This window comes from Streptosporangium amethystogenes (assembly GCF_000721075.1).
GTDB classification, from domain to species: Bacteria; Actinomycetota; Actinomycetes; order Streptosporangiales; family Streptosporangiaceae; genus Streptosporangium; species Streptosporangium amethystogenes.
In genome coordinates, this window is record NZ_JOEQ01000004.1 from 158,447 (window position 1) to 177,036 (window position 18,590).

Below are 18,590 nucleotides of genomic sequence, written 5' to 3' on the forward strand. Positions count from 1 at the left end.
AGGTCATCGGGAAGCGACCGGCCCGAAGCACTCTCGGTGACGCAGCGAGGTGAATGCCGCGGTGGGCTATCCGGCCAAGTTCGGAAGACCCACGCGAACGCCCCGGCTGCCGCGGCTCGTGACGGCGGTGATCGGAACCGGCGGCCACGAGCAGCGCCGACGTACCGACCAGTGAGGGAGACACATGCGCGACCCGGTCAAGAAGGGCGTCCTCGCCTTGATCACGCCCCTGGCCCTGGCCACCGGCGGCCCGGCGGCCGCCTTGGCGAGAGTGTACGAGGCTCGGGCTCGCCCTGCTGGGCGGCGGGGGCCCGGTGTTCGCCCAGGCCGCCCCCGCGGGCTACGAACGCTGCCCGCGTCAGCACTTCTGCCTTTTCGACGGGGCCGGCGGGACCGGGCTGATGGCCTCGTTCCGGCACGGCTCGCCGGACCTGCGACGGCAGAGCATGGACAACCGGGCATCGAGCTACGCCGACCGCACCACCACCCCCTGGTGGTGTCTGTACGAGAACCCGAACTACGACGAGTCGTCCTGGCCGATATACCCCGGAGGCTCCGGAAACCTGTCCCCGGAATGGGACAACCGGGCAAGCTCCGTGAAACCGTGCTACCGATGAACCACCGCAGGGCGGCCTCTCGGCTACACCGCAGGGCGTTGCGGAATCAGCGGGACGCCCTGGCGGCCCCGCGCACGCGAGGGTGATCCACCCCGTACGCAGCGACGTCGCACGGACCGAGCTGATCTGTCCCCGCATGCGAGGTGCGCCTACAGGGGGTACGGAACCACCGCCCGGATCAGCCGACCCGCACCTGGATCGTGTGCCAGCCGGTGGCGCCGTCCGGGGCCACCGGGGCTCGGTCGGCGGTCTGGGTGTAGCCGGTGGCGTCGGTGGCGCGGACCTCGATGGTGTGGTCGCCGGCGGTGGCGTCCCAGTCGTCGATGACCCACTGGCGCCAGGTGTCGGCGGTGGGGGCCTCGGCTAGGCGGGCCTGGCGCCACTGACCCCGGTCGACCCGGACCTCGACCGCGTCCACGCCCTTGTGCTGTGCCCAGGCGACGCCCGCGATGACGGTGCGGCCCACCGGGACGCTCGCACCGTCCCTGGGCAGGTCGATGCGCGACTCGGTCTTGATCGGGCCCTTGGCCGACCAGCCCCTGGGCGTCCAGTAGGCCTCGTCCTCGTCGAAGCGGGTGACCCTGATGTCGGTGACCCACTTGGTGGCCGAGACGTAGCCGTACAGGCCGGGGACGACCTGGCGGACCGGGAAGCCGTGGTCGACGGGGAGCGCTTCGCCGTTCATGCCGAAGGCCAGCAGGGCGTCGCGGCCGTCGAGGACGACATCGACCGGGGTTCCGGCGGTCCAGCCGTCGGCGGAGGTGCTGAGCAGCATGTCGGCGCCCTTCTGCACGCCCGCGTCGCGCAGCACGTCGGCCAGGCTGACGCCCAGCCATCGGGCGTTACCGATGTAGGGACCGCCGACCTCGTTGGAGACGCAGCAGAGCGTGACGTCGGCCTCGACCACGGTGCGCTTCATCAGGTCGGCGAAGGTGAGCTCGACCGGGCGGTCGACCATGCCGTGGATCTTGAGGGTCCAGCTGCCCGGGTCCACCTGGGGGACGACCAGGGCGGTGTCGACCCGGTAGAAGTCGCTGTTCGGGGTGACGAACGGCGACAGGCCCTTGAGCTTGAGGTCGACCCCGGCGGGCAGCGGCGCGAGGGGTTTCGCGGGATGAGGCAGCGTGATGCCGCTACGGGCCACGCTCACCTCGGCCCGCCCCGACAGCATCCGCCCGGCGATCCCGGCCACCCCGGCGGCGGCGACGCCGCCGAGCACGCCGGTCAGCAGGCCCCGGCGGTCGAACGCGCGCAGGTCGTTCCCGGCCCGCATGACCGGCGGTGTGGCCACCTCGGGCCGCCTCTCGGATTCCGGCAGAGGCTCCGGCGATGAAACCGGCGCGATCTCCCCCGGTCCGGTGCCGTGCGCCGGGTGCCCCCGGTCTCCGTACGGACCGGTCGAGGCGCCGGCGAGCTCTTCGGCGGGGACGAGGGAGCGGCGGATGATCCGATGCAGCGCGAACATGCCCGCGCCGACGCCCACCACCGTCGGCAGGACGTCCACGAGCCCGGCCTCCGGACGGGTCAGCACGGCGACGACGCCGACGAGGCCGAAGGCGGCCAGGCCGGCCAGGCCGTACCGGACGTCGCGGGCGGCGGCGATGCCCAGCGCGACGGCGATGAGCGCCATGACCACGATGATCCCGCCGAGCAGCACGACCTTGTCGTTCTCACCGAAGGTGCGGATCGCCCACTCCTTGAGCACGGCCGGGGTGAGGTCGACCGCCGAGTCGCCCACCGCGACGATCGGGAAGGCGGACGGGTTCACCAGGCCCGCGACGAGCAGGGAGACCCCGACCGCCACCGCGCCGGACACCAGGCCGATCAGCGCCGCGGCCCACTGGGGCATGCGCCTGTTGCTCTGCATACCTCCGACGCTACGCCCATCCGCGAACGGAGGATCTTACGCCCCGATTACAGGCCGACTCGAACAGTCGCCCCGGGCCGCCGCTCGTTTCCGTACGGGCTCCGCCGAGGAGCACGAGATCGTCGCCCCCAGTGTGAGCCGCACCAAAAGTACGGGCTCGGCGAAAGACCGTCAGACGAGCAGTTCGGCGAGGATGGGGGCCAGGGCGCGGAAGGCGCGGCCCCGGTGGCTGATGGCGTCCTTCTCCGCGGCGGACAGCTCGGCGGCGGTCCGGCTCTCGCCCTCGGGCAGCAGGATCGGGTCGTAGCCGAAGCCGTTGACACCGCGCGGGGTGTCGATGATCACGCCGTGCAGCGCGCCCTCGGTCATCCGTTCCTCTCCCGACGGGAGCGCCAGCGCGGCGGCGCAGGCGAAGTGCGCGCCCCGGTGCTCGGCGGGCACGTCGGAGACCTGGGCGAGCAGCAGGTCGAGGTTGGCCAGGTCGTCGCCGTGCTTGCCGGACCAGCGGGCGGAGAAGATGCCCGGCATGCCGTTCAGCGCGTCGACGCAGAGGCCGGAGTCGTCGGCGATCGCCGGCAGGCCGGACTGCCGGGCCACCGCGTGCGCCTTGAGCAGGGCGTTCTCCGCGAAGGTCAGGCCGGTCTCGGCGACGTCGCCGATCTCGGGGAACTCCTCAAGCCCGACGATCTCCACCGGGACCTCGGCGTCGGCCAGGATCCGGCGCAGCTCGGCGATCTTCCCGGCGTTCCGGGTGGCGAGGATCACGCGGGGCCTGCCCGAACCGGTCTCGTTGACATCGAGTCCACTCATGCCGATCCCCTAGCCCCAGAATCGCTCACGTGGAAAGACCCGCTCATGCCAGGGCCTCCCGCTGCAGGCGGGTGAGCTCCACGCAGCCGGCCGCGCCGAGGTCGAGCAGCTCGTCGAGGGCGGCGCGGTTGAACGGCTTGCCCTCCGCGGTGCCCTGGACCTCGACGAACTCGCCGGAGCCGGTCATCACCACGTTCATGTCCGTCTCGGCGGCGACGTCCTCGGTGTAGCAGAGGTCGAGCAGCGGCGTCGAGCCGACGACGCCGACGGAGACCGCCGCGACCGAGTCGATCAGCGGGTCTGCGCCGCACATCTTCCGCTTGCGCATCCAGGCGATCGCGTCGACCAGCGCCACGTACGCGCCGGTGATGGCGGCGGTGCGGGTGCCGCCGTCCGCCTGGAGCACGTCACAGTCGATGACGATCGAGTTCTCGCCGAGGACCTTGTAGTCGACGCAGGCGCGCAGCGAGCGGCCGATCAGGCGGGAGATCTCGTGCGTACGGCCGCCGATCTTGCCGCGTACCGACTCGCGGTCGTTGCGGGTGTTCGTGGCACGCGGCAGCATGGCGTACTCGGCGGTGATCCAGCCCTGACCGCTGCCCCGGCGCCAGCGCGGCACGCTGTCCTGCACGGAGGCGGCACAGAGCACCCTGGTGCCGCCGAACTCGACGAGCACCGAACCCTCGGCGTGCGTGATCCAGTCGCGGGTGATGGTGACGGGGCGGAGCTGATCGGGAGAACGTCCATCTGCACGAGCCATGCAGTTCACCCTAGGTCATAGCCAGCCCCGCTTCGTGCGAGTTCCATCCGTCCGCCGAACCCGCCGCCCCGGGCCTCCTCCAGGACGCGGTCGCTGTCGTTCCAGGGCACCAGGTGGGTCAGCACCAGGGTCTCCACATCCGCCCTGGCCGCGTGCTCGGCCGCCTGGCGGCCGCTCAGGTGCAGGCCGGAAGGGAGGTCCGGCCGATCCAGGTGTGACGCCTCACACAGGAAGACGTCGGCCCCCGAGGCGAGCTTGACCAGCTCGGCGCTCTCGCCGGTGTCGCCGGAGTAGGCCACCGAGCGCCCGCCGTGGGAGACCCTGAACCCGTAGGTCTCCACCGGATGGTTCATCAGCGCGGCCGTCACCTCGAACGGGCCGACCTCGAACGTCCCCGGCGTCAGTTCGACGAAGTCGAAGGCGGTGTCGAGCGACGGCTCGTCGGGCATCGCGTAGGCCGAGTTCAGCCGCCGGCGCGCGTCGGAGGGTCCGTACACCGGCACCTTGGGCAGCGGACCCACGGGGGAATAGGTGCGGACCACGTGATAGGGGCACATGTCGAGGCAGTGGTCGGCGTGCAGGTGGGACAGGCAGATCGCGTCCACGTCGTACAGGCCGATGTGCCGCTGGAGCGCGCCGAGCGCGCCGTTTCCGAAGTCGAGCAGCATGCGGAACCCCTCCGCCTCCAGCAGGTAGCAGGAGGAAGGGCTGTCAGGACCGGGAAAGCTTCCCGAGCACCCGATGATCGTCAGTTTCACGGCGGCCTCCTACTGTTTTCTGCGGCGCTGCGCGTCGCGGGCGCCGGTGACCGGTGTCCGCCGCTCCCGGGCGCTCCCCCTACGGAGCGCCGGAGCACCGTTACGCGCGATGTCCGTTGTTCGAAACATCACCCACCACCGCCACCTCGACGGCCTCGATCTCCGGTCCGAGGAACCGTCGTCCGAGGTCGGCGAAGAGACCCGCGTCACCGGTGGCGCGGAAACGGTGTCCGGGCGCGCCCCCTACGGCGGCCAGACCCCGGTCGTGCAGGATGCGGTACACGTCCTTGGCCGTCTCGTCGGCGCTGGACACCAGCGTGACGCCGTCTCCCACCACGTAGGAGATCGGCCCGACGAGGAGCGGGTAGTGCGTGCATCCCAGGATCAACGTGTCGCACCGGTCGGCGAGCACCGGCTCCAGGTACTCGCGGATGACCGCGATGAGCTCCTCGCTCATGGTCTCCCCACGCTCGACGAACTCCACCAGGCGCGGCGCCGCCACCGTGGTCAGCCGGACGTCGGGGGCCGCGGCGAACGCGTCGTGGTAGGCCATCGACTCGATGGTGGCCCTGGTCCCGATCACCCCGACCCTGCCGTTGCGGGTGGCGCGTACGGCACGGCGGGTGGCCGGCTGGATCACCTCGACGACCGGCACGTCGTAGCGCTCGCGGGCGTCGCGGAGCACCGCGGCGCTGGCGCTGTTGCACGCGATCACCAGCATCTTCACGTCGTGCTCGACGAGGTGGTCCATCACCTCCAGCGCGTAGGCGCGGACCTGCGCGATGCTCTTGGGGCCGTACGGCTGCCGCGCCGTGTCCGCCACGTAGAGGATCGACTCGTTGGGCAACTGATCGATGATCGCCCGAGCCACCGTGAGGCCGCCCACACCACTGTCAAAGATTCCAACGCTCGCTCGCGACACAGTTCCCAAGGCTAGGGGACCTGGGTCGATCGAACACGGTAAGAATCCTCACACCGCCGATTGCCGGCTCGGCCTGTACTTTTCCGGTCCCGTGAGTATCAGCCCCGCCCGACGCGGGCCAGCTGGCGGGATTGGGCGACCAGGCGGCCGGTGGAGTCCCAGACCTCGACGTCCTCGTCGAACCAGCCGTCGCTGATCAGCCTGCCGCCGGCGATGACGGTCAGCCAGCCGGGGGCGGGCAGCGCGCGCAGGTGCCAGGTGAGGTCGACGGTGGGGGCCCAGCCGCGCTCTCCGGCGGAGAAGACCACCGGCGGCAGGCAGTCCACGGCCAGTGCCAGCACGTACGGGTCGGGATCCTGCGGCTCGGCCATCCGGAAGTAGGCGCGGGCCTCGGGGCGACCGCTGGGCCTGCCCTCCAGCCAGCCGATGGTGGGAGGGTCGAACGCCAGCTCCATTTGGGCGTTGAGCGTCATGTTCGACTCGATCTTGGGGGCGGGCAGCCAGAGGCACTGCTCCATCGGCGGCATCGTCACCGACGGGCCGTCCGTCCAGTCGGGGACGGCGCCGCCGAGGGTCGCGGTCGTGACGAGGGACTCGATGATGGAGTCGCCGTCCCTGACCAGGCTGGCCCGGGTCATCGTGGCGGTGCGGCCGGTCTTGATCTGCTCCAGGCGCACCTGCGCGGGGCCGGGGACGGCGGCGCGCAGGAACTGGGCACTGGTGGTCACCGGGTGCTCATGGGGTGAGGCGTCCACGACAGCGCGCAGCAGCACGGCCATCAGGTAGCCGCCGTTGAGGGGGCCGCCGATCGAGTATCCGGGGTCGAGACACACGTCGTAGGTGGTCTCGTCCACCCGGATTGCCCCTGTCGCCTCGTCGAACTTCGTCATCCACACTCCCGAACCTTGTTCTAGACGGCTCACTTTACCTACTCCCCGCCGCCTTCGCCTCCCCGCCCCCCCGGACGCTCCACCACCTGGGCCGCCCCGAGCCCGATCCGATTCCAAACCGAGCCCGAAATGAGGCTGAGGGCACCCGAGTCGCAAGAGTCCTCGCGGTTTCGCGAGCCGCCCGGGGCTGTGGAAAGGTCGAAGCCCACAGGAAGAAGGACATGACGACCACCTGCGAAAACAGCGCGTCAAGACCCGATGAATCCTAAGAGAGAAGGCTCAATCTCGCTTAGACGTACCAATCCCACGGTTAGTTCAATGCAAGCGGGTTGCTAGCAAAGTGCACTAACTTCTCCATATCCACGAAGTCCACATTGTGAGTGATCATGCCTGCCAACAATCCCCCAGACCAGTCGCCCACGCCGGATCAGCAGCCCGACAGGACGATCGCCTACCGCCGGAACGAGGGCGCGCAGCGAAGCGACCAACCACACACGCAGGTCTACCCCCAGAACGGCCAGCCCGGATACACCCAGCCCCAGCAGGGCTACCAGCAGGGGCAGCCCTACCCGCAGCAGGGCCAGCCCCAGCAGAACCCCCAGCAGGCGTACGGCCAGCAGAACTACGGGCAGCCGACCGGCCAGCAGAACTATGGGCAGCAGGCCGGCCAGCCCTACGGCCAGCAGCAGCCCGGCTACCAGCAGCAGCACTACGGTCAGCAGACCTATCCGCAGCAGGCGGGGAACTGGCAGCAGGGCCCCGACTTCCTGGGCGCCGGACAGCCGACCGGAACTCCGCCCCGCAAGGGCGGTAAGGGCTGGCTGTTCGCGGCGATCGCCGCGCTCGTGGTGGTCCTCATCGGCGGTGGCAGCGTCTTCGCCGTCAACCTGCTCAGTGGCGGCGGCACGCAGCCGCACGACGTGCTGCCCGCCAACGCCATCGGCTACGTACGCCTTGACCTCGACCCGGCCGCGAACCAGAAGGTGGCGCTGTTCAACATCGCCAGGAAGTTCACGGTCACCAAGGACTCCTTCAGCGGTGACGACCCGCGCCAGGCGATCTTCGACCTGCTGAAGAAGGACGCGGACAGTCTTGGCAAGGTGAACTACGCCGCCGACATCGAGCCGTGGCTCGGCGTCCGGGTCGGCGTCGCCGCGCTGCCGCCGGCCAAGGGTGCCAAGGAGCCCGGTGTCGTGGTGGCCGTCCAGGTCACCGACCAGGACAAGGCCAAGGCCGGCATCGCCAAGCTGATGGGCAAGGAGAAGTACGGCATCGCGTTCCGCGACGACTACGCGCTGCTCAGCCCCACCCAGGCGGAGGCCGACCAGGCCGCGGCCGCCGCGCCGCTGTCGGGGAACGCCAACTTCTCCGACGACCTGAGCGCACTCGGCGAGACCGGCGTGCTCTCCTTCTGGGCGGATGCCGGCAAGATCGCCCAGCTGGCTCCCGAGCTGGCGTCCCAGGACCCCGCCACCCTCGCCCAGATCAAGAACGTCCGGGTGGCCGGCGCCCTCCGCTTCGACAGCGGGTACGTCGAGCTCGCGGGCATCAGCCGCGGCGCCCAGAATCTGGACATGGGCACCCCCGAGGTCTCCAAGATCAGCACGCTTCCGGCCTCCACCGCCGGCGCGGTCTCGATCTCCGGTCTCGGCGAGGTGATCGGCAAGCAGTGGACGCAGCTCATGAAGTCGGCCACCACGGCTGGCAGCAACGCGCAGCAGCTCGTCGACCAGGCCCAGCAGCAGTCCGGCCTGGCGCTCCCCGACGATCTGGTGACACTGCTCGGCAAGAACATCACCCTCGCACTGGACGCAGGCGGCCTCGACAGCGACCCGAAGTTCGGCGCGAAGATCGTCACCGACCCGGCCAAGGCCCAGGAGGTGGTCGGCAAGATCGAGAAGTACCTTGCCACCACCGGGACGACCGTCCCGCAGCTCGCCAAGGTCCCCGGTGACGGCACCTTCGTCCTGGCCAGCTCGCAGGAGTACGCCGCCGAGCTCAACAAGGACGGCGCCCTTGGCGACAGCGAGACCTTCCAGCTCGCGATCCCCAACGCCGACGAGGCGACCTTCGCCGTCTTCGTCGACCTGGACAAGATCGAGAAGCTCTATCTCGAAGGCCTGCAGGGCGACGATAAGGCCAACCTCCAGGTACTGCGTGGCGTGGGCGTGAGCGGCACCCAGTCGGGCAGCGAGGCGACCTTCTCGATGCGGCTCCTGCTCAACGACTAGCTCCCCCTCGGTCCCCGGCGGCTCCCGCCGGGGACCGGTCCCCCTCGGGGACGACGAAGGGCGGGCGTCCCACCGGGACGCCCGCCCTTGTCGTTCACCTGGCATCCGGCGCTCGGCACAGGTCCCGCGGACCTCGCCGCCCCGGCCCGTCGCGGAGACCTCGGATCAGGCCCAGAGCTGGCCTTCGAGCCGCTGCTCGGCCTCGTCCAGCGTCCCCTCGTAGGCACCGGTGGACAGGTACTTCCAGCCGCCGTCCGCGACCACGAAGACGATGTCGGCCCGTTCCCCCGCCTTGACGGCCTTGGCCGCCATGCCGAGCGCGGCGTGCAGGGCGGCTCCGGTGGAGACCCCGGCGAAGATGCCCTCTGCGGCCAGCAGCTCCCGGGTGCGCCGCAGCGCGTCGGCCGAGGAGACGGAGAAACGCGTGGTCAGGACCTCGGCGTCGTACAGCTCGGGGATGAAGCCCTCGTCGACGTTGCGCAGGCCGTACACCAGCTCGCCGTAACGCGGCTCGGCGGCGACGATCTTCACGTCGGGGACGTGCTCGCGCAAGAACCGGCCGACGCCCATCAGGGTGCCCGTGGTGCCCAGACCGGCCACGAAGTGGGTGACGGAAGGCAGGTCCGCCAGGATCTCCGGCCCGGTCGACTCGTAGTGCGAGCGCCAGTTGGCCGGGTTGCCGTACTGGTAGAGCATCACCCAGTCGGGGTTCTCTGCGGCCAGCCCCTTGGCGACCCTGACCGCCTCGTTGGAGCCGCCCGCCGCGGGCGAGGAGATGATCTGCGCCCCCCACATGCGCAGCAGCTGGCGGCGCTCCTCGGAGGTGTTCTCCGGCATCACGCAGATCAGCCGGTAACCCTTGAGCCGGGCGGACATCGCCAGCGAGATACCGGTGTTGCCGCTCGTGGGTTCGAGGATGGTGCAGCCCGGTGAGAGGAGCCCGTCCTTCTCCGCCTGCTCGATCATCCACAGCGCCGGACGGTCCTTGATCGAACCTGTCGGGTTGCGGTCTTCGAGCTTGGCCCAGATCCGCACGTCCTCCGAGGGCGAGAGCCTGGGCAGGCCGACCATCGGGGTCCGGCCTACCGAGTCGATCAGTGAGTCAAAACGCATGGTGTACGGCTTCCGCCTCTGTAGTCCTACCAACGACAGCGAGGTGCACCGCCCACCCCGGGAGATCTCGCGGAGCGGGCGGCGCCGCGCACTAGCGGGAACCGCCGGCCACGGCGGGCAGGACGGTGACCGTGTCGCCGTCGGCGACCGGGGTCTCCAGCCCGCCCAGGAAGCGGACGTCCTCGTCATTCAGGTAGACGTTCACGAAGCGGCGCAGCGCGCCCTTGTCGACCAGGCGCTCCTTCAGCCCGGGGTGCCGGGCCTCCAGGTCGCCGATCAGCTCCTCAAGCGTGGCGCCCTTGGCGTCGACGGCCTTGGCACCGTCGGTGTAGGTGCGCAGGATGGTCGGGATGCGAACCTCAATGGCCATCGCGGGTCAATCTCCTTGTGTCGTCATGGGAGTAGTAGCCCACCGGTTCGAAACACCGGCGAGCGCCGGAGGATTCCAGAAAAGCCGGTCAGCGACAGTCGTAGACGACAACGAAAGGCGTGTGCGCGAACAGGAAGTTCTGCACGGGCGCGACGCCCGCGTGCCGTGCCCGTGGGCCCGGACGCGAGCGCACGACGTCCTCCTGGCTCGGGGCGGCGGTCAGCATGCCCACCAGCTTACCCAAAGGGACAATCCACCACACGGCCGTACACCCGGGACGGTCACCCGGAGGTGATCGTCACCTTCTCCTCGCTCACGACACCGTCGACGATCCGGTACGAGCGGAACTCGGCCTCCGCCCCCAGCTCCTCCCGGGTGGAGACCAGCACGTAGTGGGCTCCCGGCTCGGCGGCGTAGGAGATGTCGGTGCGGGAGGGGTAGGCCTCGGTGGCGGTGTGGGAATGGTAGATCACCACGGGTTCCTCGTCGCGGTCGTCCATCTCCCGCCAGACGCGCAACTGCTCCAGCGAGTCGAACCGGTAGAACGTCGGCGACCGCTCGGCGTTCTCCATGGCGATGAACCGTTCGGGAGAGTCGGAACCGACGGGCCCGGCGATCACACCGCAGGCCTCGTCGGGGTGGTCCACCCTGGCGTGCGCGATGATCTTGTCAACCAGTTCCCGGGAGATCGTGAGCATGCCTGAAAGCTACCAAAGGGCTCGGACCAGGGTGTCCTGGAGGTAGGTCAGCCAGTCGTAGATGACGTACACCGGATACCGGGGGTCGTGCTCCGACATGTCGGCGATCTCGTCGTGCACCTCCTCGGTCACCTCCAGCCGGGTGCCGAGCGTGAGCCGCACGTCGTTCAGCGCGCGCATCCACGCCTCCGCCTGCTCCCTGGTCAGCTCGACCCTGCCGGGCTCGGCGCTGTCGAGCATCGCCTTGGCGTCGGCCCGCTTGCCCTCGCGCAGCGTCGCCTCGGTGTACCGGCGAAACTCCGCGGCCGCCTCGCCGTCCTCGTACGCCGAGGGGAACAGCCTGGCCAGCACCGGATCGTTGGACTGCTCGGACGCGCCGATGCCGAGCGCCCTCTCCAGCGGATCGTCGCCGGTCTCCCCCGGCTCTATCAGGCCCAGGGTCTGGGTGACCAGCGAGCGCAGGATCGACACCTCGGCGGCGTCGAAACCCGTGACCACACCGCCCTCACGGCCCGGCTTGAATCCCGAACTCATCTCTCGCCCACCATTCCTCGCGGGCCCTCCACCCGGGACCCGCCCGTCGTCTGGGATCGCCCCGTCGCCCGCCGCCGCCCGGCGACGGACGGCACCGGCCGCCCGCTCACGAATCCCGCTGGACCGTGGCCCACAGCCCGTAGGAGTGCATGATCTGCGCGTCGCGCTCCATCTCCTCACGGGTGCCGCTGGAGACCACCGCCTTGCCCTTGTGGTGCACGTCGAGCATCAACTTCTCCGCCTTCTCCTTGGAGTACCCGAAGACGGTCCGGAAGACGTACGTCACATAGGACATCAGGTTGACGGGGTCATTCCAGACGATTGTCAACCATGGCAGATCGGGTCTTACGTCGATTGACGGACGCTCGACCTCTGTTGGAGCGGTGCTACCCACATTCACCAGTCTGCCCTACCCCGGGATTAGTCTTCGACTCGTGACAGAGAGCATGAGCACCGCGTTGCTTACCGATCACTATGAGCTGACGATGCTGGAGGCGGCGCTGAGAAGCGGCGCCGCCTCCAGGCGGGCGGTCTTCGAGGTGTTCGCGCGACAGCTGCCCGGCGGGCGGCGCTACGGGGTCGTCGCGGGCACCGGCCGGGTGCTGGAGGCGCTGGAGTCCTTCCGCTTCGACGAGGAGGCGCTGGCGTTCCTCGAAGACAACCGGGTTGTCGACGAGCCGACCCTGGCCTTCCTCGCCGGATACCGGTTCTCGGGGGACGTGGACGGCTACGCCGAGGGCGAGTGCTACTTCCCCGGTTCCCCGATCATGACGGTGGAGGGCACGTTCGCCGAGGCGGTGCTGCTGGAGACCGTGATCCTGTCGGTGCTCAACCACGACTGCGCGATCGCCGCCGCCGCCGCTCGCATGGTCGGCGCCGCCGGGACCAGGCCGATCATCGAGATGGGCTCGCGACGGACCCACGAGGCGGCGGCCGTGGCCGCCGCGCGGGCCGCCTACCTCTGCGGGTTCTCCTCCACCTCCAACCTCATGGCGGGCCGCGCGTACGGTGTGCCGACGGCCGGCACCGCGGCCCACGCGTTCACCCTGCTCCACGACTCCGAAAAGCAGGCCTTCCAGGCCCAGATCGCCTCCCTCGGCACCGGCACGACACTGCTGGTCGACACCTACGACGTGGTCCAGGCCGTACGGACCGCGGTGGAGCTGGCCGGTCCCTCCCTCGGCGCCGTCCGGCTCGATTCCGGAGACCTCGTCCAGGTGGCCCACGAGGTCCGCGAGCAGCTCGACGCGCTCGGTGCGCACCAGACCCGGATCATCGTCACCAGCGACCTCGACGAGTACGCCATCGCGGCGCTGTCGGCCGCTCCCGTGGACGGCTACGGCGTCGGCACGTCGCTGGTCACCGGCTCGGGATCGCCCACCGCCGCCCTGGTCTACAAGCTCGTCGCCCGCGCCGACGCCGACGGGATCATGCGGCCGGTGGCCAAGAGGTCGGTGGGCAAGCCCAGCAGGGGCGGTCGCAAGAACGCCTTCCGCAGGCTCGACCCGGCGGGCACGGCGGTCACCGAGCTGGTCACCACCTCCGGTGACCTTCCCACGGACGCCCGTCCGCTGCAGGTCCCGCTGGTCAGGAAGGGCGAGATCGTCGGCCGCGAGAAGCTGGACGCGGCCCGCGCACGGCACCGGGAAGCCCTCGCCGAGCTGCCGGCCAACGCCCACCAGCTCTCCCGGGGCTACGCCGCGCTGCCCACCGTGTTTGACTGACCGCATGCCAACCGCACTGATCATCGTCGATGTCCAGAACGACTTCTGCGAGGGCGGCAGCCTTCCGGTCGGCGGCGGCGCCGAGGTGGCCGCCGCCATCTCCCGGTACACCGCCTCCCACGGCTACGACCACGTCGTGGCCACCCGCGACCACCATGTGGACCCCGGCTCCCACTTCGCCGCCCAACCCGACTACGTGAACTCCTGGCCCGTCCACTGTGTCGTCGGGACGGCCGGCTCGGACTTCCATCCCGCCTTCGACACCGGACGGGTGGAGGAGGTGTTCAGCAAGGGGGCGCACGCCGCCGCCTACAGCGGCTTCGAGGGCGTCACCCCCGACGGTACGAGCCTGGCCGACTGGCTCGGCGAGCGCGGCGTGGACACGGTGGACGTCGTCGGCATCGCCACCGACCACTGTGTGCGGGCCACCGCCCTGGACGCGCTCGCGCACGGCCTCTCCGTCCGGGTGCTGCTGGATCTCACCGCGGGGGTGGCCGCCCCGACCACCGAGGCCGCCCTCGCCGAGCTCGGCTCCGCCGGAGCCCGTCTCACCGGCACCCCGGTGGTCCGCCCGGCCTGACGGTCGTCCCCCCTCGGCACGGTTTCCCGCCCTGTCCGGGAGCCCGGCGGGGGGGAAGGCCGTCGGGAGCGCCCACCGCGGGCATTCGAACGACTACCGGATCGGCATGGGTGGGTAAACCCAACCACCACCCGCCGCGACAGGAGTATCACGGAGAGCTGAGACCTCTTACTACCGGTGGTGACCTCATATGTTCGTGCTCGGTGTCTCCTGGCTGGTCCTGACCCCGCTGTGCCTGTGGAACCTTTTTCGCGGCGGGACGCTGGTGCGGCTGACGAGTGTGCTGGCGCTGGTCTCACTGGAAGTGGCCACGATCTGGACCACCAGCACGCTCCAGGTCCCGCCGCGGACCCTCATCGCCGCGCCCCCGCCCTCGGCTGCCCGGATACCGGCCCCGGTCCCGGCTCCTGCCCCGGCCCCGCAGGCGGCCCAGCAGGGCGCTCGGGACGCGCGGAGCGTCTCCTGCCCCGGCAGGATGCCCGCTCCCGAACGGGTACGGCTGGCCCGCCGCCAGGGCGCGCTGCGGGGCGTGACGCTCTTCTGGACGGCCAGGGCCGACGAGTGCGACACCGCGACGGTGGTCCTGCGTCACCGGAACCGCACGATCAGGGTCTGGATGCGCGACGGCGAGGCGGAGAGCCGCGCCTCGGGCGCCACGACGCGACCGGTGAGCGTCACCGGCGGCGTGGCCTCCCTGCAGGTGCCGCTCTCGCAACCGGTGCGCGGCGAGGGAGGGTTCCGGGCGATCGACGGCCGGACCGGCAGGCCGATCGCCCTCGGCTGACCGGGTCGCGCCCGGCGCGAACGCCGGTGCGACCCGGTGGCCGGGTCAGTGGGAGCGCTGGGTGGCCCAGTGGCGGATCTTGTCGATCCGCTCCTGGATCTGCTCCGCGGAGGCCTGCGCGATGGCGGGGCCGCCACAGGACCTGCGGAGCTCGGCGTGGATCACACCGTGCGGCTGGCCGGTGCGGTGGTTCCAGGCGCCGACGAGGCCGTTGAGTTCCTTGCGGAGGTTGGCGATCAGCTCGTGCGGGGCGAGTTGCGGCTCCTTGGGCTCGGGCCTGTTGCGCCTGGCCTTCAGCTGATCGGACTGGCGCTTGCTCAGCAGGGTGCGGACCTGGTCGGGCTCCAGCAGGCCCGGCAGGCCGAGAAAGTCCTCCTCCTCGGGGGAACCGGTCTCCGCGGCACTGCCGAACTCGCCGCCGTCGAAGAGCACCCGGTCGAAGGTGGCGACCGCCTCCAGGGTCTCGAACGGCAGCTCATCACCCAGGACGTCGGGATTGTCCTTCTTACGCTGGGCGTCCTCCAGCAGGAAGTCGTCCAGCCCCTCCTCCGGGGGCTTGCGGTCGAGCACGTGGTCGCGCTCGGCCTCCAGCTCCGCCGCCAGTCCCATCAGGGTCGGCACCGAGGGCACGAAGACGGACGCGGTCTCGCCTCTCTTGCGGGCGCGGACGAAGCGGCCGACCGCCTGCGCGAAGAAGAGCGGGGTCGAGATGCTCGTGGCGTAGACGCCGACGGCCAGGCGCGGGATGTCGACGCCCTCGGAGACCATCCGGACCGCGACCAGCCAGCGCTGCTCGGAGGCGGAGAACTCCTTGATCTTCTTTGAGGCCGCCGGGTCGTCGGAGAGCACGACCGTGGCGCCCTCGCCGGTGATGGTCCTGATGTGGCGGGCGTAGGCGCGGGCGGTCTCGTGGTCGGTGGCGATGACCAGGGCCCCGGCGTCGGGCACGCCCCTGCGCACCTCGGTCAGCCGCCGGTCGGCCGCCCGGAGAACCTGGCGGATCCACTCGCCCTTCGGGTCGAGCGCGGCCCGCCACGCCTGACCGAGCTGGTCCTTGGTGAGCGGGGTGCCGAGGGTGGCGGCGATCTCGTCGCCGGCGCGGGTCCGCCAGCGCATCTCACCGGCGTAGGCGAGGAAGATGACCGGGCGGACGACACCGTCGGCGAGCGCGGGACCGTAACCGTAGGAGTAGTCGGAGACGCTGCGCCTGACCCCGTCGCCGTCTTCGGCGTAGGTGACGAAGGGGATCGGGTTGATGTCGGACCTGAAGGGGGTGCCGGTCAGGGCGAGGCGCCGGGCGGCGGGCTCGAACGCCTCCCGCACGCCGTCGCCCCAGGACTTCGCGTCGCCCGCGTGGTGGATCTCATCGAAGATCACGAGCGTCTTGCGCGCCTCGGTGCGGGCGCGGTGCAGTGCCGGATGCATCGACACCTGGGCGTAGGTGATGGCCACCCCGACGTAGTCACGGGAGGTCGCGCCCTGGCTGTTCTTGAACTCGGGATCGATCGCGATGCCGACCCTGCCCGCGGCGTCCGCCCACTGCTGCTTGAGATGCTCCGTCGGTGTGACGATGGTCACAGCCCGGATCAGCCCTCTGGACAGGAGGTCGCCGGCGATGCGGAGTGCGAAGGTCGTCTTGCCCGCACCCGGGGTGGCGACCGCGAGGAAGTCACGAGGCTCACGGCTGGAGTACAGGTCAAAGGCCTCCTGCTGCCACGCGCGAAGCTTCGGCGCGGTGCCCCAGGCGGCACGGTCCGGATATGAGGGCGAGAGGTGGGATGCGGCGAAAGTGCTCACAGTGTCACCAGGGTAATCGGCGTCGCCGACAAGACGTGCCGATCGGCCGAGATCCTCGCCAAGGTCGCCTCCGCGTGCTAGGTGTTCCGTGACCGCCGCCGATCGACAGGCACGCCGCGGCTCACGGAGGCCGGGCGTCAGTTCAGACCCGCGATCACCGTATCGATCTCGGCCCGCGACACGGGATCGTCCGGCTGCGCCATTCCGACCACGACCACCGGGCGCCCGCCGCCACCTGTGAGGAAGACCACGCGAAGGTAGGCCGGCCGGTTCACGATGTCCAGGTACTCGGCGCGCAGCGAGCGGGCGTGCCCGGTGCGCGCGCCCACCGCGATCTCCGTGTCGTCCACCACCTTCACCTTGTCGCCGTGGAGCAGGAGCCGTCCGTACAGGTCGCCGAGCTCGGCCGCGGTGGCGCGCACGTCGGCCGCGGGTTCCGCCGGCATGACCATCACCGTCGTGTTGACACCGTCGCCCGCGACCGAGGTGAACCCCGTGACGGGCGGCACCGTGCCCGCGAGCCAGCCCTCCGGCAGCCGGTAGCTGACCCCCGCGACCGGATCGGTCACCCGCCCCGGCGGCGGGTCCGGCGCCGACCGCAGCACCAGCACGACCGCGCCGGCGATGACGCCGCCGCCGACGACGAGGGTGAGCAGTACGAGCAGCAGACCGCGCAGGCGCCCGGGACGGGGCTGGGGCGGGGCGATGGGCGTGCCGTACCAGCGGGCCGAGGGTGGGAGGTCGTCACCGGGCTCGGGTATCCGAGGAGGCCAGGTGAGGTGGGAGCGGCTGTCGGACGGCTCGGACTCCGGCGGCGGCCAGGGACGGCGCTCGTCACCGAGGTCCGGGTCATCGGGCGGCCACCCCTGGTCCTCCGCCTTCCGTGTGGCCTTCCGGGCGGCCTTTCCGCCCCGCCGGGACCGGCGCCCCCCGTCACGACCGGGCTCGTCCAACGGGTCCGAGCGGCGAGGTCGTTCGTGCACGGGGCCTCCTCCCGGCGGTCACGGTCCTACCGTCCTACCATGCATCCCGCGGCGTGGTCCGGCTATGGGTGATCGCTGTTACAGGAGTGACCAATGAGTCATGAGATGTCCCGCATACGCCGGGCCACGATCACCCCGAAGGGCCCCAGGGATGCCATCGGGGCGACGATCATGATGTAGCCGGTGGCGATGTCGTCATGGCCGATCAGCGTGACGACGAGCAGGACGCCGAGGGAGGCGGCGCGGTACTCGGGGCCGATGAGCCGGGGGATTCGTACGGAGCGTCAAGTGCCTTCGGTACGGTCACCTGTCAAGGGGAGTGTCCGCCCCGGCTCTCGGTGGGCGACCCACATCTGCTGCATCCTGAGGGCCTGGCCGGAGGTGAACCCGGACATGCAGCGGTCGTCGGAGTAGTCCATGAAGTTGTGGATCGGGTCGGGACCGCCTCCCGCGCAGGTGTCCTTGACCTGCGGGCAGCCCTCGGTGGGCTGCCCCTCGGGCGCGGTGTCGGCGACCCCGTCGCCCACGGCCTCGCAGCCCTTCTCGAAGGTGTGCAGCAGCCCGAGCCAGTGACCGATCTCATGGACCCCGGTGTACCCCCGGTCGAAGCTGCGCATCGCCCCGCCGGGCAGGCTGCGCCAGTCGACGACCACGCCGTCGAGAGCCGGCTCCTTCCGGTATCCGTGGGGGTAGGTGGAGTAGCCGAGCACCAGCTCGCTGAGCTGGGCGAGGTAGAGGTTGAGCGTTTCGGGGCCGCCCCTGCGCATCTGCTTGATCGCCCGCTCGTGGGTGACGGGGTCGCGGAACCAGGCCGGGTTGACGGTACGGGTGATGCCCTCCAGCCTGAACCGGATCCCGGTGTCCGCCCCGCCGAGTTGCCCGGAGTAGGCGATGTTGAGCGTGGCGACCTGGTCGCGTACGGCGAAGTCGGGGGCGCCGAGGCGACCGTCGGTGATGACGTGCACCCAGGTGGGCACGGTGACGGGAAGCACGAGCGGAAGCGATCTCGACCGGGACCGTCCGTCGACGGGCAGGAGGGAGGACACCGGGGATGGCACGGGCGGCTCGGGCCCACGCACCGGCGGCGCGGGGCGGACCGCCCCCCGCACCATGACGTGGGCCGCTCCGGAGGCGAGGGCGCACCCGGGCACG

General features: G+C 70.6%; 20 protein-coding genes. 5 read left to right on the forward strand and 15 right to left on the reverse strand.

Features of this window, described 5'->3' with window-relative positions; all coding sequences use genetic code 11:
• Positions 1-314: 314 nt before the first annotated feature.
• Positions 315-617: a peptidase inhibitor family I36 protein gene (locus IG98_RS0105480; RefSeq protein ID WP_051751621.1), complete on the forward strand. Its 303-nt coding sequence runs from the start codon at positions 315-317 to the stop codon at positions 615-617.
• Between the two features lie 178 nt (positions 618-795).
• Here the strand turns inward: IG98_RS0105480 and IG98_RS0105485 are convergent, their stop codons facing one another.
• The 6 genes from IG98_RS0105485 to IG98_RS0105510 all read right to left on the reverse strand — a co-directional run bounded on the left by IG98_RS0105485 (position 796) and on the right by IG98_RS0105510 (position 6,624).
• Positions 796-2,484 (reverse strand): molybdopterin-dependent oxidoreductase, encoded by a 1,689-nt coding sequence (locus IG98_RS0105485; protein WP_030906413.1) that lies wholly within the window; start codon positions 2,482-2,484, stop codon positions 796-798.
• A gap of 171 nt (positions 2,485-2,655) precedes the next feature.
• Positions 2,656-3,294: an RdgB/HAM1 family non-canonical purine NTP pyrophosphatase gene (gene rdgB, locus IG98_RS0105490; protein WP_051751623.1), complete on the reverse strand. Its 639-nt coding sequence runs from the start codon at positions 3,292-3,294 to the stop codon at positions 2,656-2,658.
• Between the two features lie 43 nt (positions 3,295-3,337).
• Positions 3,338-4,054, reverse strand: coding sequence for a ribonuclease PH (gene rph, locus IG98_RS0105495; RefSeq protein ID WP_030906418.1), 717 nt, complete (start codon positions 4,052-4,054; stop codon positions 3,338-3,340).
• 5 nt (positions 4,055-4,059) lie between these two features.
• Positions 4,060-4,812 (reverse strand): MBL fold metallo-hydrolase, encoded by a 753-nt coding sequence (locus IG98_RS0105500; RefSeq protein ID WP_030906421.1) that lies wholly within the window; start codon positions 4,810-4,812, stop codon positions 4,060-4,062.
• A 100-nt stretch (positions 4,813-4,912) separates the two neighbouring features.
• Entirely contained in the window at positions 4,913-5,734 is an 822-nt protein-coding gene (murI, locus tag IG98_RS0105505; protein WP_037969442.1) for a glutamate racemase, read from the reverse strand.
• A gap of 98 nt (positions 5,735-5,832) precedes the next feature.
• Positions 5,833-6,624 carry a thioesterase family protein gene (locus IG98_RS0105510; protein WP_030906427.1) on the reverse strand — a complete coding sequence of 264 codons (792 nt, stop codon included), beginning with the start codon at positions 6,622-6,624 and terminating at the stop codon, positions 5,833-5,835.
• Between the two features lie 386 nt (positions 6,625-7,010).
• On the opposite strand from IG98_RS0105510, the gene IG98_RS0105515 reads away from it, so the two are divergent.
• Entirely contained in the window at positions 7,011-8,855 is a 1,845-nt protein-coding gene (locus IG98_RS0105515; RefSeq protein WP_030906430.1) for a DUF3352 domain-containing protein, read from the forward strand.
• A gap of 165 nt (positions 8,856-9,020) precedes the next feature.
• Here the strand turns inward: IG98_RS0105515 and IG98_RS0105520 are convergent, their stop codons facing one another.
• The 6 genes from IG98_RS0105520 to clpS all read right to left on the reverse strand — a co-directional run bounded on the left by IG98_RS0105520 (position 9,021) and on the right by clpS (position 11,964).
• Entirely contained in the window at positions 9,021-9,968 is a 948-nt protein-coding gene (locus IG98_RS0105520; protein WP_030906433.1) for a PLP-dependent cysteine synthase family protein, read from the reverse strand.
• A 91-nt stretch (positions 9,969-10,059) separates the two neighbouring features.
• Positions 10,060-10,338, reverse strand: a complete 279-nt coding sequence (locus IG98_RS0105525; protein WP_030906436.1) for a MoaD/ThiS family protein — start codon at positions 10,336-10,338, stop codon at positions 10,060-10,062.
• An 88-nt stretch (positions 10,339-10,426) separates the two neighbouring features.
• Entirely contained in the window at positions 10,427-10,582 is a 156-nt protein-coding gene (locus IG98_RS50145) for a hypothetical protein (RefSeq protein WP_157594170.1), read from the reverse strand.
• Between the two features lie 37 nt (positions 10,583-10,619).
• Positions 10,620-11,036, reverse strand: coding sequence for a M67 family metallopeptidase (locus IG98_RS0105535; protein WP_030906440.1), 417 nt, complete (start codon positions 11,034-11,036; stop codon positions 10,620-10,622).
• A gap of 9 nt (positions 11,037-11,045) precedes the next feature.
• Positions 11,046-11,570: a DUF2017 domain-containing protein gene (locus IG98_RS0105540; RefSeq protein WP_030906442.1), complete on the reverse strand. Its 525-nt coding sequence runs from the start codon at positions 11,568-11,570 to the stop codon at positions 11,046-11,048.
• 106 nt (positions 11,571-11,676) lie between these two features.
• On the reverse strand, positions 11,677-11,964 hold the full coding sequence (gene clpS, locus IG98_RS0105545) for an ATP-dependent Clp protease adapter ClpS (protein ID WP_030906445.1): 288 nt from the start codon (positions 11,962-11,964) through the stop codon (positions 11,677-11,679).
• 52 nt (positions 11,965-12,016) lie between these two features.
• Between clpS and IG98_RS0105550 the strand changes: the two genes are divergently transcribed.
• The 3 genes from IG98_RS0105550 (at position 12,017) to IG98_RS52350 (ending at position 14,658) form a co-directional block, all read left to right on the forward strand.
• On the forward strand, positions 12,017-13,294 hold the full coding sequence (locus IG98_RS0105550; RefSeq protein WP_425427991.1) for a nicotinate phosphoribosyltransferase: 1,278 nt from the start codon (positions 12,017-12,019) through the stop codon (positions 13,292-13,294).
• 4 nt (positions 13,295-13,298) lie between these two features.
• Positions 13,299-13,874, forward strand: coding sequence for a nicotinamidase (locus IG98_RS0105555; RefSeq protein WP_030906451.1), 576 nt, complete (start codon positions 13,299-13,301; stop codon positions 13,872-13,874).
• A gap of 190 nt (positions 13,875-14,064) precedes the next feature.
• Positions 14,065-14,658: a hypothetical protein gene (locus IG98_RS52350; protein ID WP_030906454.1), complete on the forward strand. Its 594-nt coding sequence runs from the start codon at positions 14,065-14,067 to the stop codon at positions 14,656-14,658.
• A 45-nt stretch (positions 14,659-14,703) separates the two neighbouring features.
• On the opposite strand, the gene IG98_RS0105565 is transcribed toward IG98_RS52350, so the two are convergent.
• From IG98_RS0105565 to IG98_RS0105580, 3 genes are all read right to left on the reverse strand, one after another.
• Positions 14,704-16,455 (reverse strand): DEAD/DEAH box helicase, encoded by a 1,752-nt coding sequence (locus tag IG98_RS0105565; protein ID WP_030906456.1) that lies wholly within the window; start codon positions 16,453-16,455, stop codon positions 14,704-14,706.
• A gap of 137 nt (positions 16,456-16,592) precedes the next feature.
• Complete coding sequence (locus IG98_RS0105570) at positions 16,593-17,438, reverse strand: hypothetical protein (protein WP_157594171.1); 846 nt, start codon at positions 17,436-17,438, stop codon at positions 16,593-16,595.
• A 284-nt stretch (positions 17,439-17,722) separates the two neighbouring features.
• A complete protein-coding gene (locus tag IG98_RS0105580; RefSeq protein WP_245651407.1) occupies positions 17,723-18,430 on the reverse strand; it encodes a zinc metalloprotease in 708 nt (235 codons plus the stop codon).
• Between the last annotated feature and the right edge of the window lie 160 nt (positions 18,431-18,590).